This is a genomic window from Azospirillum sp. 11R-A (assembly GCF_049472615.1).
GTDB classification, from domain to species: Bacteria; Pseudomonadota; Alphaproteobacteria; order Azospirillales; family Azospirillaceae; genus Azospirillum; species Azospirillum palustre.
In genome coordinates this window covers 78,312-90,895 of record NZ_JBCEBL010000005.1, presented here as the reverse complement: position 1 = coordinate 90,895, position 12,584 = coordinate 78,312, and the positions used below count along the sequence as shown (strand labels likewise).

Annotated in this window: 11 protein-coding genes; 6 read left to right on the top strand and 5 right to left on the bottom strand. The window is 67.5% G+C overall.

The features are described from left to right. Positions 1-96: 96 nt before the first annotated feature. Positions 97-798 (top strand): hypothetical protein, encoded by a 702-nt coding sequence (locus VH569_RS09705; RefSeq protein WP_423315159.1) that lies wholly within the window; start codon positions 97-99, stop codon positions 796-798. A gap of 103 nt (positions 799-901) precedes the next feature. On the opposite strand, the gene VH569_RS09700 is transcribed toward VH569_RS09705, so the two are convergent. Next, positions 902-3,157, bottom strand: coding sequence for an SLC26A/SulP transporter family protein (locus VH569_RS09700; RefSeq protein WP_423315158.1), 2,256 nt, complete (start codon positions 3,155-3,157; stop codon positions 902-904). 303 nt (positions 3,158-3,460) lie between these two features. Between VH569_RS09700 and VH569_RS09695 the strand changes: the two genes are divergently transcribed. The 5 genes from VH569_RS09695 (at position 3,461) to VH569_RS09675 (ending at position 9,090) form a co-directional block, all read left to right on the top strand. After that, on the top strand, positions 3,461-5,566 hold the full coding sequence (locus VH569_RS09695) for a multicopper oxidase family protein (RefSeq protein WP_423315157.1): 2,106 nt from the start codon (positions 3,461-3,463) through the stop codon (positions 5,564-5,566). Positions 5,567-5,707: 141 nt separating this feature from the next. After that, entirely contained in the window at positions 5,708-7,153 is a 1,446-nt protein-coding gene (locus tag VH569_RS09690; protein WP_423315156.1) for an NADP-dependent isocitrate dehydrogenase, read from the top strand. 42 nt (positions 7,154-7,195) lie between these two features. Further along, positions 7,196-7,747 (top strand): RNA polymerase sigma factor, encoded by a 552-nt coding sequence (locus tag VH569_RS09685; RefSeq protein ID WP_423315155.1) that lies wholly within the window; start codon positions 7,196-7,198, stop codon positions 7,745-7,747. Continuing rightward, positions 7,747-8,547, top strand: coding sequence for an anti-sigma factor family protein (locus VH569_RS09680; protein WP_423315154.1), 801 nt, complete (start codon positions 7,747-7,749; stop codon positions 8,545-8,547). The genes VH569_RS09685 and VH569_RS09680 overlap by 1 nt, the downstream gene beginning before the upstream one ends. Before the next feature lie 174 nt (positions 8,548-8,721). Next, positions 8,722-9,090 (top strand): GcrA family cell cycle regulator, encoded by a 369-nt coding sequence (locus VH569_RS09675; protein ID WP_098740035.1) that lies wholly within the window; start codon positions 8,722-8,724, stop codon positions 9,088-9,090. Between the two features lie 100 nt (positions 9,091-9,190). Here the strand turns inward: VH569_RS09675 and VH569_RS09670 are convergent, their stop codons facing one another. The 4 genes from VH569_RS09670 to VH569_RS09655 all read right to left on the bottom strand — a co-directional run bounded on the left by VH569_RS09670 (position 9,191) and on the right by VH569_RS09655 (position 12,453). Continuing rightward, positions 9,191-9,634 carry an NfeD family protein gene (locus tag VH569_RS09670; protein WP_423315153.1) on the bottom strand — a complete coding sequence of 148 codons (444 nt, stop codon included), beginning with the start codon at positions 9,632-9,634 and terminating at the stop codon, positions 9,191-9,193. Between the two features lie 3 nt (positions 9,635-9,637). Then, positions 9,638-10,594: an SPFH domain-containing protein gene (locus VH569_RS09665; protein WP_423315152.1), complete on the bottom strand. Its 957-nt coding sequence runs from the start codon at positions 10,592-10,594 to the stop codon at positions 9,638-9,640. Between the two features lie 107 nt (positions 10,595-10,701). After that, positions 10,702-11,082 (bottom strand): oxidoreductase, encoded by a 381-nt coding sequence (locus VH569_RS09660; RefSeq protein ID WP_423315151.1) that lies wholly within the window; start codon positions 11,080-11,082, stop codon positions 10,702-10,704. Positions 11,083-11,229: 147 nt separating this feature from the next. After that, a complete protein-coding gene (locus VH569_RS09655; RefSeq protein WP_423315150.1) occupies positions 11,230-12,453 on the bottom strand; it encodes an NADP-dependent isocitrate dehydrogenase in 1,224 nt (407 codons plus the stop codon). Positions 12,454-12,584 lie beyond the last annotated feature (131 nt).

Below are 12,584 nucleotides of genomic sequence, written 5' to 3'. Positions count from 1 at the left end.
CGACGCCAATCGGCAAAATATGTTTTTTTTCCTATAAACTGCACGATACCTGCGCTGAAATAGGAGCGTCCACCCACCCACCCGCGGAGACGCCCCATGCCCGACTGCCTGCCCCCCAACGCCGCCCACCCCACCGACCACTTCCCCCGCTGGGCCGAGGAGCCGCCGGTCCCGCCCGAAGGCTCGCTCGTTCCCGGCTCGCGCTTCCACGAGGAACAGTGGGTGATGGCCGCCGGCATGCTGGCGCGCGGCGCGTCATTCCAGCAGGTCGCCCGCACCCTGGGGTGCAGCCGCACCACGCTGTGGCGGGCCTATTACGGGTCGCAGGCGTTCCGCCATCGCGTCTGGTGGGAGCGGCAGGCGCTGAACCGGGAGTCGGAGCTTCGGCTCGGCTCGCTCCGCGCCCTGGTGACCGAGCAGATCGAGCGGCTGGTCTCCTCCGGCGATCCCTCCACCGTGCGCTGGCTGGCCGAGCGGCTCGGCCTGTTCAAGGACTTCGACGATCCCGCCGCCAGGCAGGCCGCTGCCGCCAACCCGGCCAACCCTGTCACCGCGGCAGCAGACCCCGCTCCGCCCGAGCCTCCGCTGCCCGGTCTCGACGACGACAGCATCCCCGGCGCGATCCGCGAGCACAACCCGCCCGACCCCAAGGTGATCGCCGCTATCATCGCCCGGCCGGAGGCGGAGGGGCCGAAGGGCGTCTATCCCTGGACCGTCAACCCCGACGATCCCTATCCCAACCTCGGCTCGGCCCTGGAGCGCCAGGGCGGGGAAGGGGCGTTCCCCCGCCGCCGCTGAGCGGATGCGACAGTGGAACGCCGCCCGGAAAACGGTTCACGGCGTTTCAGACGTTCCATCCGCCCCACGCCGCAGCGCCGGCACCCCGCCCCAGATCGCCGCGTCAAACCGCCGCCTGTTCGATCAGCCGGTTCGCCAGCGTCACCTTCTGAGCCAGCGTCGTCGCCAGGATGCGGTGCAGGACCAGCGCCAGTTCCGGATCCTCGCGCTCCAGCCGGGCGAGCGTCGCCGCGGTCAGGCGGTGGATGGTGGCGGGGGTTTCCACCACCACGTCGGCGCCGCGGGTCTGGCCCAGCAGCAGGGCGATCTCGCCGACCACCGCCCCGGCGGTCATGGTGCGCAGGCGCAGGCTGCGGCCGTCGGGCAGGACGATCTGCACCTTCACCCGGCCGCGCCCGACGATGAAGATGTCGCTGGCCGCCTCGCCGGCGCGGATCAGCACCTCGTCCGGCTCCAGATGCAGGGTGTCCAGCGCCGCCACCGCATCGGCCAAGCGGGGGTGCGGGCCGGTCATCGCCTCCAGATGGCGCAGCAGCGGCGCGTCCGCTCCGCCACCATCCGCGCCGTTTCCGGCCAGCAGCGCCTCCTCGCAGGATTCCAGCGCATGATCGAGGTCGGGCGCGCGGCGCAGCACCGGGTCGCTGTCGGGGTCGAGGCCGCAGTTGCGGAAGGCGTCCTCCACCGCGTCGGGCAGGGCGCTCAGCACCAGCGTGGCGCCGGCCGCCTCGATCAGGTTGCGGATGCGGCGGAACACCCCGGCGGCGGCCGAATCCATGCCCTTGATGTGGCGGAAGTCGATGATCAGGAAACGCAGCGGCTGCGCGCCCACCTGCCCGCCCGCATCTCCGCCGGCCCGCTCCAGCCGGTCGCGCACCGGCCCGACGATCTGCTCGGCGGTGCCGAAGAACAGATAGCCCTGCAACTGCATCGCCTCGATGGCCGCCCCGGCGCCGGTCAGATGCAGGCTGGCCGCCGGGCTGCGGTCGACCCGGCTGCGCAGCTCCGCCCCGCTGTGCCGGCCGCGGATCACCGGCAGCCGGGAATAGCTGTAGACGAACATCGCCAGCGACACCGCCAGCCCCAGGGCCAGCCCCTCCATGAAGCCGATCCCGGCAATCGCCAGCACCACGGCCAGCACGATCAGCCACTCCGTCCGCGGCAGCCGGCGGCGCGCGTCGATCAGCCACTCCTGCAACAGCTCGACGCCGAGGAACAGGATCAGCCCGGCGGTCAGGAACACCGGCGTCACCGACACCAGCCACCCCGCAACGAACAGCCCGCCCAGGATCACCGCCGCGGTCGCCAGCCCGGCGCCGCGTCCTGTGGCGCCCATCCGCCCGGCCAGCAGGGTCATGCCCAGCCCGACATAGCCGGACGGCCCGCCCAGCGCGCCCGCCAGCAGGTTGGCCGCCCCGGTGCCGCGCAGCTCCGCATCGGCGTCGATGTCGCGCCCCTGCGCCAGTTCGATGCCGCTGACATTCAGCAGAAGGCCCAGCATGCCCAGCACCGCGACGGAGACCATCGCCGGCAGCGCTGCCGCCACCCGGCCCCAATCGGCCAGCGCCAGCACCTCCGTCGGCACCGGCAGGCTGAACCCGCCGCCGCCGGCCACGCCGGGCAGCCAGCCCCAGCCGCGCGCCTCCTCCGCCGTCACCCCCAGCAGGGGCAGCCCGGCATGGAAGGCCAGCGCCGTCGCCAGCAGGACCAGCGGCATGGTGAAGGGGCTGTCGCTGCGCCGCATCGCCAGGACCAGCAGCCCGGCCAGCCCGACCGCCGCCGCCGCGGTGACCGCCACCATCGGCGCCGCCAGCCCGGCGAGGCCGGCACCCAGCCCATGCCGCCCGCTGACCATCGCCAGCGCGCCTTCCACAAGCAGCCAGCCCGACCCGGCGAGGAAGCCGGCAACCACCGGATAGGGAAAGAACCGCACCAGCCGCCCCAGCCGAAGCCGCCCCACCGTCCAGAACAGCAGTCCGGTCACCAGCGTGCTGCCGCCCAGGATGGCGAAGGCGGTGGCGATCCTCACCCCTTCCGGCGCGCCCTCCAGCCCGGCGGCCATGGTCGCGACGGTGGAGGCCAGGATGGCGACGCCGGTCTCCTGCACCAGCGCCACGGAATTCGGCTGCGTGCTGCGCAGGGCGACCAGCAGCGCCAGGATGGCGGCGCTCAGCAGCACCACGCCGACCCCGGCGCCCAGCCCGGCCGCCAGCGGCCCGGTGAACAGCAATGCGGCAATCGCCAGCCCGTTGCCCAGATTGTCGATGCCCGCGATCAGCCCGATCATCGCCGATGCGATCAGGCTCCGGCCGGGATGCGCAGGGTGGCCGGTGGAAGGCTTCCGAATGGGGGCGTCGCTCATGATGTCGCGTTCGGTCCGGCTGATCGGTCGGGTCTTGTGCAAAAGCCTGGGTCACGGCGGCAGACCGCCGTCACGGTTGCAGCAATGAGCGGAATTCCGCGGCTCAGGCAAGCAATAAGCGGTGATGAATTGTGCTGCGCCACCCTGCATTGCGTCGGCCGGTTCTTCCGCTGCGGGGCGACGGACTCCCGACCCGGCCAGGGCCGGGCATGGCGGCATATGATTAAGCGTGTGTTTGCGTTGCAAAGATCAATTATCAAGAATCATATCTCTCGATATAGGACGGTATCGAGGGAGAATTTCATGAAGCATGTATATTTGCTGGGCCTGCTGATGCCCCTGGCGCTGGGCGCCGCAACCGGCGCGCTGGCCGCCACCACTACGAAGGACGCTGCCGAACCGGCCGGCGAGGCCATCGGCAATCCGCCGCTGCTGACCAATTCCGAATCGCCGCGCGTCGGCTCTCTCCTGATGCGCCAGCCGCAGGCGACCGCCCGTCCGCACACCGGGCAGGCACGCAATTACGACCTGTTCGTGTCCTTCACCGACGGCTATATCCGCAACCCCGCCCAGGGCCGTCCCGACGCGGTGCGGCTGCGCAGCTACCGCGGCACCAACGTCGACCCCAACCATCCCTATGTCGCGCCGACCATCGAAGCGACGCCGGGCGACACGGTGCGCATCAAGCTGCACAACGACCTGCCGGCCGACCCGAACTGCACCAGCCAGGCGCCGGCCGACATCAACACCCCGCACTGCTTCAACGGCACCAACCTGCACAGCCACGGCGTCTGGGTCAGCCCGACCGGCAACAGCGACAATGTGCTGATCTCGCTCAATCCGGGCGTCGATTTCGAATATGAGTACAACATCCCGGCCGACCATCCGGCCGGCACCTTCTGGTATCACCCGCACCGCCACGGCTCGACCGCCCTCCAGGTCGGCAGCGGCATGGCCGGCGCGCTGATCATCCGCGGCGACCGTCCGCCGACGCGCGAGGCGAACGGCGATCTCGACACCCTGCTGACCAGCCCCAAGGGCGTGGCGATGACCGACCGGGTCCTGCTGTTCGAGCAGATCCCCTACGCCTGCACCAAGGACGGCAAGCTGAAGACCAACGCCGACGGCTCCATCGACTGGAGCTGCGCGCCGGGCGAGGTGGGCGAGGTCGTGTCCTACGACCAGTTCGGTCCGGGCACCTGGGAGCAGTCCGGGCGCTTCACCACCGTCAACGGCCGCGTCCGTCCGATGTTCGCCAACGCCAGGACCGGCGAGCCGGAACGCTGGCGCCTGATCCATGGCGGCGTCCGCTCCCCCATCACGGTGGAGTTCCGCAAGCTGGACCCGACCGGCTTCTTCCAGAGCGAGAAGACGCTGTCGGCCGCCGGCCAGGACCGCTTCGCCAAGGAACGCTGCGTCGGGCAGCCGGTGCCCTACATCCTGGCGGCCTCCGACGGCCTGACCATGGAGGAAGGGCAGGTGCGCACCAGCGTGCCGATGCAGCCGGGCTACCGCGACGATTTGCTGGTCAACTTCCCCGAACCCGGCATCTACTGCGTCATCAACAAGCCGTCCGCCGCCAACGCCAGCCCGGACCAGACCGCCACCTCCACCGGCGTGCTCGGCTTCGTCCGGGTGAAGGGCGACCGTGTGGTCAAGGATCCGGTGAAGGAGACCATCCGCCGGCTGTCGGTCAACGCGACGAAATACGCGCCGTCGGTCGCCAAGGAGGTCATCGACGGGCTGACCGCCCGCTGCTTCGCCAAGACGATGGTCGATACTCCCTATTGCCCGCGCTTCTCGAAGTTCACCGCCCACCGGCCGATCACCGAGCATGAGGTGATGCACCAGCCCAAGCAGGAGCTGACCTTCTTCATCAACCTGCCGCCGGAAGGGGGCAAGCGCACCAACGCGCTGTTCCAGGTTGCCGACAGCTTCGAGGTGGTGGAGAATCCCGACGGCACCTATGGCCCGAAGGGAGCCGCCGCCTACCGGCCGAACGTGGACAACCGGCCGGTGGTGCTGGGCACTGCCCAGCAGTGGGAGCTGGCCTCCTACTTCGTCAGCCATCCCTTCCACATCCACGTCAACCCGTTCCAGATCGTCTCGGTCATCGGTCCGGACGGCCGCGACGTCAGCGAGCCCGGTTCCGGCGATCCGGACTATGCCGGCATGAAGGGCGTGTGGAAGGACACCATCTGGGTGAAGAGCGACAACAGCAGCGCGCTGACCTCCGCCGAGCCGCCGAAGGGCGTCTATAAGGTGACGGTCCGCACCCGCTACGAGCGCTTCATCGGCGAGTATGTGCTGCACTGCCACATCCTCGACCATGAGGACCAGGGCATGATGCAGAATGTCAGCATCGGCGTGCCCGACGGCCGCGGCGGCCTCGCCGGGGCGCATCACTGACCGGACGCGCGCACTCCCCGCTTCCGCAAAGCCGGGAGCGGGGAGTGCGCCATACCCGATGCTGCGATCCGTCGCTGCCTCCAACCATTGAAAAAGGCCCCTGTTTGCGTCTACGGTCGCGCGTCCCCTTGGAGTGAGTGCATGCGCGATATCACCCCCGTCACGGTCGCACGCGGCGACGGCATCGGCTCGGAGATCATGGATGCCGTGCTTTATGTGATGAATGCGGCCGGCGCGCGGCTGAAGGTGGAAGAGGTTCCGGCAGGCGAGGCCGTCTACAAGCGGGGTCATCCCGGCGGGCTGGATGCCGCCGGCTGGGGATCGATCCGCCGCACGCGGGTCTTCCTCAAGGGGCCGATCACCATGCCCCAGGGATACGGCAACAAGTCGCTGAACGTCGTCGCCCGCACCACGCTGGGCCTGTTCGCTAACGTCCGCCCCTGCGTCTCCTACCACCCCTATGTGCGGACCCGGCACCCGCGCATGGACGTGGTCATCATCCGCGAGAACGAGGAGGACCTCTACGCCGGCATCGAGCATCGCCAGACCGACGACGTGATCCAGTCGGTCAAGCTGATCTCGCGCCCGGGGTCGGAGCGCATCGTCCGCTATGCCTTCGACTTCGCCCGCTCCAACCACCGGCAAAAGGTGACGGCCTTCGTCAAGGACAACGTCATGAAGATGACGGACGGGCTGTTCCTGAAGATCTTCTACGAGATCGCCGCCGACTATCCGGAGATCAAGGCCGACCACATGATCGTCGACATCGGCGCCGCCCGGCTGGCCGACCAGCCGGAGCGCTTCGACGTCATCGTCACCCTGAACCTCTACGGCGACATCGTTTCCGATATCGCCGCCCAGCTGACCGGCTCGGTCGGGCTGGCCGGTTCCGCCAACATCGGCGAGACCTGCGCCATGTTCGAGGCGATCCACGGCTCGGCCCCGATGATCGCCGGGCAGGGCATCGCCAACCCCTCGGGCCTGCTGATGGCCGCCGTGATGATGCTGGTCCATATCGGCCAGGGCGACATCGCCGCACGCATCCACAATGCGTGGCTGAAGACCATCGAGGACGGCATCCACACCGCCGACATCTATGCCCGCGGGCTGGGCCGGGTCCGGGCCGGCACCGCCGCCTTCGCCGAAGCGGTGGTGGAGCGGCTGGGCCAGACCCCGGTCACCATGCCGCCGGTTGGCTATTCCACCGCAAGGCCGGCCTATGACGGCATCAACCGGCTTTCCCCGCGCGTGCGTGCGCTGAAGGAACTGGTCGGGGTGGACATCTTCCTGCATTGGTCCGGCGGCCTGCCCGACGATCTGGCGGAGCTGGTGCTGCCGCTGTCGACCGATGCGCTGAAGCTGACCAGCATCTCCAACCGCTCGCAGCGGGTCTGGCCGGACGGCAATGCCGATGTCTTCTGCACCGACCATTGGCGCTGCCGCTTCCTGTCTCAACACGGTCCGGTGCAGCATGGCGCCATCGTCGAGCTGCTGGGCCGGCTGGCCGCGGCCGGGATCGACTTCACCCAGACCGAGAATCTCAGCAATTTCGACGGCAAGGCCGGCTTCTCGTCGCCGGGCCAGTGATGCGATGGGCGGAGTGGGAATAAAGCGGCAGGGCAGGGCGTCATGACTGACGACGACGCCATCTCCGGACCCGACATGAGCCCGCCCGACATCGACGACCGCGCCATCGCCTCGCATGTGCCGCGGCTCCGGCGCTATGCCACCGCTTTGGTGGGCAACCGGCCGGACGCCGACGATCTGGTGCAGGACTGCGTGGAGAAGGCGCTGGCCAACCGGCATGCGCTGCGGGACCCGTCGAAGCTCGGCGGCTGGCTGATGACGATCCTGCACAACCTGCACATCTCCAGCCAGCGCGGCCGGCGGCGGCGCGGGGCGGAGGTGCCGGTGGAGGAACTGGCCGACGATCTGGCGCTGAGCGCCCCGCCGGCCGACCGCGGGGCGGTGCGCGACTTTGTCCGCGCCTTCGCCCAGCTGACCGACGAACACCGCACCATCCTGCTGCTGACGGGAATGGAGGGGCTGTCCTACCGCGAGGTGGCGGAGGTCTTGGAGTTGCCGATCGGGACGGTGATGTCGCGGTTGGCCAGGGCGCGCGAAAAATTGAGGGTCCTGCTGGACGGTGGAACCCAGCAGGTCGTCAGGAGGATCAAGTGATGAGCGGCTTCAGCAATCCCGTGACCGAAGCCGAACTGCATGCCTGGCTGGATGGCGAATTGCCGGAGGAACGGCAGGCCGCTGTCGAACGCCACCTCGCCGACAATCCCGAGGTCGCCCAGCGCTTCGAACGCTACCGTGCCCAGCGCTCCCTGCTTGGGCAGAGCTTCGGTCCGCTGATCGACCAGCCTCTGCCCGACCGCCTGACCCCACCCTTTACCGCCCGCGACCATTCCGAAAAGCCGCTTCCTGCCCGTGGCCGTGCTGTCTGGTGGGGAACGGCGATTGCCGCCTCCCTTCTGGTGTTCGTCGCCGGCGGCGCCAGCGGCTGGCTGATGCGCGACCGCATCGGCGTGCGGACCGAGCCGCCGACCGCCGCCTTCATCGCCGATGCCGTTGCCGCCCACCGCGTCTTCTCCGTCGAGGTCCGCCATCCGGTCGAGATCGGCGTCGATGAGGAGGCGCATCTGGTCAACTGGCTGTCCAAGCGGCTGGGCAAGAATATGCGTTGCCCAAAAGTCACACGAGGGGGGTACCAGCTGATCGGCGGCCGGCTTTTGGCCGATTCCGCTGGACCTGTTGCAATGTACATGTACGAGGATGCGGCCGGGCGTCGCATCACGTTGTATATCCGCCCCTCTCCCAACACCTCCGGTTCAGCGTTCCGGTTTGCCCAGGATGGCGGCGTCCGCGCTTTGTATTGGCAGGACAATGGGTTGGCGCTGGCCGTCGCCGGAGAGACCGATCGGGATACCCTATCCGGCGTCGCCGAGGAGGTCTATGGCGCGCTGAATTCGTGAGTCTAGCCACGGACTTATCAACAGGAATGTTGCCGCGCCCCCCTATCGTCCGCGGCCGTCATCTGGTAGCTTCCTCACCGGCTGGCACAAAATGTTGCGGCTTATGGAAAACGGCACTAGACCGTGACCTGTTTGCCACAGCATAACCGGACACCGGATCGGGAGTACTCGGGGATGAGTTGGACGGACGAGCGGATTCAACAGCTCAAGGATCTCTGGTCCCAGGGTTTGAGCGCGAGCGAGATCGCCGACATTCTGGGAGACATCACCCGCAACGCGGTCATCGGCAAGGCCCATCGCCTGGGCTTGTCGGGCCGGCCGTCGCCCATCAAGAAGAAGCCGACGCGCGGCGCGACCATCCTGGCTCTGACCGAGCGGATGTGCAAATGGCCGGTCGGCGACCCCAAGCACCAGGATTTCCACTTCTGCGGCAAGACCGCCCTGGCGGGCATGCCCTATTGCGCGGAGCACGCCGCCCTGGCCTATCAGCCGGCGTCGGGCAGCAAGAAGCGTGAGGAAGACCGCAACGTCGGCGCCGCCTGACAGTTCGGCAAGATACCCAACAAAAAAGCCCGCTCTCGGGGGAGAGACGGGCTTTTTTGTTGGGTGATTTGTGGGCCGGCTGTGTGCGCGGGGAGGGGCTCTATCGGACCTCCGCCGCATCGCGCAGCACCAAAACCATCCCCTTATGGCCGGTGACCAGCATCGCCGCCCCAGCCGGCCGATCCGGTCCCTCGACCGACCACAGCGTGTCGCCGACGAACAGCCGGCCCTGACCGTTGACGATCGGCTCGTTCAGTGTCACCGCGCGGCCGACCAACTGACCGGCGCGGTCGTTGATCCGGGCAGCATCGCTTTCCGACGACGCATTGCGGCGGCGCGCATGGACCATCGCGACGGCAACGGCAGCCCCGGCGGCGACGGTGAAGAATCCGGCCTCGTTGACCAGCCCCCAGTCATGCCAGAGCGCGGTGACCAATCCGGTCAGCATCGCCGCCCCGCCGAACCAGATCAGGAACAGGCCGGGGATCACCAGTTCGGCCGCGATCAGCACGGCGCCCAACGCTCCCCAAAGCAGAGGCGACATCCGTCACTCCCCATCCGCAGCGGATGCGGTCGGCGGCACCGACCAGGGATTGCGCTTGGCGGCGGCGGGAGGCTCCGGTGGTCTCGGCGGGGTCGCGTCGCGCAGCAACTCGCCCAGACCCGACAGGGCACCCGCCACGCCGGCCAGTTCCACCGGCAGGATCATCGTCTTCTGGTTGGGAGAGGCGGCGAAGGCCTTCAGCGCCTCCATGTATTTCTGACCGAGGAAGTAACCCAGCGCTTGGTTCGAACCCTGCGCCACCGCTTCCGACACCAGCCGCGTCGCCTTGGCTTCGGCCTCCGCCAGCCGTTCGCGCGCTTCTGCCTCCAGCTTGGCGGCTTCCAGCTTGCCCTGGGCGATGCGGATCTGGCTTTCCTTCTCGGCGTCCGCCTCCAGAATCTGGGCACGGCGAAGGCGTTCGGCCTTCAACTGCCGGCCCATCGCCTGGACGATGTCGTCGGGCGGGGTGATGTCGCGCAACTCGATGCGGGTCACCCGCACACCCCAGGAGGCGGTCGCCTCATCCACCGCACGCAGCAGGTTGGCGTTGATCGCCTCGCGCTGGCTCAGCAATTCGTCGAGGTCCATCGAGCCCATCACCGTCCGGGTGGTGGTCATCGCCAGCGTTTGGATCGCCCGCTGCAGGTCGTTGACCTCGTAGGTCGCCTTCATCGGGTCCAGCACCTGGAAGTACAGCACCCCGTCTGCCGTCACCGCGGCATTGTCCTTGGTGATGACGCTCTGCGACGGCACGTCCACCACCGTCTCGCGCATGTCCACTTTGGCCCGGATCGAGCTGATGACTGGAAAGATCACGTTGAAGCCGGGATGCAGAGTCTCCTGATAGCGACCCAGCCGCTCGACGATGAAGTTGAAGCCCTGGGGGACCGTGCGGACGCTCGTGATCGCCAGAATGACGACCAGCACGAACGCCGCGATGACCAGAATGCCGAGTTCCATCAATCGCCGCTCCTGACATGGACGGGCGCCGTCGCAGACGCCCTCACACTCCATCATGAGCCAATTCGGAGAGGCTGCAAATGCCGCCCCCGTCGCAACAGCGTGCCTCAGTAATCCTGGGTGTCGTGCTTCAACCGCACCAGCTCGCCGTTCAACAGCGACAGCATCAGCTGCACCACCATCTCATGGACGATCACGGTGTGGTGGTTGCCGGTCTCCTGCATCGCCTTGCGCAGCGATTCCCGCACCGCTGGCACGCCGGTGACATCGATCAGCACATCCAGACCATCGCCCAGCTCCGCCAGATCATGGAAGTTGGTGGTGGTCTTCACGCCCCGGTGTTCGGCAAGGCGCATGCCCGGCGCCTCCGGATCGAGATCCGCCACACCCAGCAGTTCGACGAAGGGAGCGGCCAGCAGCTTGCGCAGCAGCGGCGTTCCGGTTTCGCCGGCACCGATGACGGCGACGCGGAACAGATCGTTGGACATCGGGTTCGTTCCTTTTCAAATTCGGACAAGAAAAAAGCGGGGAGCCGAAACTCCCCGCTCGAACCCTAGCCGAGCCGCGGTCCGGTTTGACCCGGACGCGGCGTCGCACCCTCGTGAAGAAAGCGCCGACTGAAGACGACGCCGGCCTTACGACCAGGCGGCCATCTTCTTTTCCAGGTTGTCCGACAGCTTGTCCAGGAACTGCTTCGTGGTCAGCCACGGCTGCTGCGGGCCGATCAGGATGGCGAGATCCTTGGTCATGAAGCCGGACTCGACGGTCTCGACGCAGACGCGCTCCAGCGTCTGGGCGAACTTGATCACGTCCGGGGTGTCGTCGAACTTGCCGCGATAGGCCAGACCCTGGGTCCAGGCATAGATCGAGGCGATCGGGTTGGTCGAGGTTTCCTTGCCCTTCTGGTGCTCGCGGTAGTGGCGGGTCACCGTGCCATGGGCGGCCTCGGCCTCGACGGTCTTGCCGTCCGGCGTGACCAGGACCGAGGTCATCAGGCCCAGCGAGCCGAAGCCCTGCGCAACGACGTCCGACTCGACGTCGCCGTCGTAGTTCTTACAAGCCCACACGAAGCCGCCTTCCCACTTCAGGGCCGAGGCGACCATGTCGTCGATCAGGCGGTGTTCGTAGACCAGGCCCTTGGCCTTGAACTGGTCGGCGTAGGTCTCGTCGAAGATCTTCTGGAAGATGTCCTTGAAGCGGCCGTCATAGGCCTTCAGGATCGTGTTCTTCGTCGACAGGTAGACCGAGTAGCCGCGCTCAAGGCCGTACATCAGGCTGGAGTGGGCGAAGCCCTCGATCGAGTCGTCGAGGTTGTACATGCCCATCGCCACGCCGGCGCTGGGGTAGTCGAACACCTCGTGCTCGATCTTCTGGCTGCCGTCGGCCGCTTCCCACTTGATCGTCATCTTGCCCGGACCGGGGACGACGAAGTCGGTGGCCTTGTACTGGTCGCCGAAGGCGTGACGGCCGATGATGATCGGCTTGGTCCAGCCCGGAACGTAGCGCGGAACGTTTTCGCAGACGATCGGCTCGCGGAAGACGGTGCCGCCCAGGATGTTGCGGATGGTACCGTTCGGCGACTTCCACATCTTCTTGAGGTTGAACTCCTTCACCCGAGCTTCGTCCGGGGTGATGGTCGCGCACTTCACGCCGACGCCATACTGCTTTATGGCGTTCGCGGACTCGACGGTGACCTTGTCGTCGGTCTTGTCGCGGTTCTCGATGCCGAGGTCGTAGTACTTCAGGTCGATGTCGAGGTAGGGCAGGATCAGCTTGTCTTTGATGAACTGCCAGATGATGCGCGTCATCTCGTCGCCGTCGAGTTCGACGACCGGATTGGCTACCTTGATCTTGGTCATGGGTGCGAGATCTCCCCGAACGGGTAAGGGCGTTGTCATTCCTTGGGAGCCGGGCGCGTCGTCCAGCGGGCGCTTGTTGCCGGGGAGCATGCCGCATGGGTGGCTCCCCGGTACCCCGGGCGGAAATCAAT

Excerpts from the sequence above, each read along its gene's own strand:
- VH569_RS09705 (WP_423315159.1), top strand. The coding sequence starts at position 97 with ATGCCCGACTGCCTGCCCCCCAACGCCGCCCACCCCACCGACCACTTC.
- VH569_RS09700 (WP_423315158.1), bottom strand. The coding sequence starts at position 3,157 with ATGAGCGACGCCCCCATTCGGAAGCCTTCCACCGGCCACCCTGCGCAT.
- VH569_RS09695 (WP_423315157.1), top strand. The coding sequence starts at position 3,461 with ATGAAGCATGTATATTTGCTGGGCCTGCTGATGCCCCTGGCGCTGGGC.
- VH569_RS09690 (WP_423315156.1), top strand. The coding sequence starts at position 5,708 with ATGCGCGATATCACCCCCGTCACGGTCGCACGCGGCGACGGCATCGGC.
- VH569_RS09685 (WP_423315155.1), top strand. The coding sequence starts at position 7,196 with ATGACTGACGACGACGCCATCTCCGGACCCGACATGAGCCCGCCCGAC.
- VH569_RS09680 (WP_423315154.1), top strand. The coding sequence starts at position 7,747 with ATGAGCGGCTTCAGCAATCCCGTGACCGAAGCCGAACTGCATGCCTGG.
- VH569_RS09675 (WP_098740035.1), top strand. The coding sequence starts at position 8,722 with ATGAGTTGGACGGACGAGCGGATTCAACAGCTCAAGGATCTCTGGTCC.
- VH569_RS09670 (WP_423315153.1), bottom strand. The coding sequence starts at position 9,634 with ATGTCGCCTCTGCTTTGGGGAGCGTTGGGCGCCGTGCTGATCGCGGCC.
- VH569_RS09665 (WP_423315152.1), bottom strand. The coding sequence starts at position 10,594 with ATGGAACTCGGCATTCTGGTCATCGCGGCGTTCGTGCTGGTCGTCATT.
- VH569_RS09660 (WP_423315151.1), bottom strand. The coding sequence starts at position 11,082 with ATGTCCAACGATCTGTTCCGCGTCGCCGTCATCGGTGCCGGCGAAACC.
- VH569_RS09655 (WP_423315150.1), bottom strand. The coding sequence starts at position 12,453 with ATGACCAAGATCAAGGTAGCCAATCCGGTCGTCGAACTCGACGGCGAC.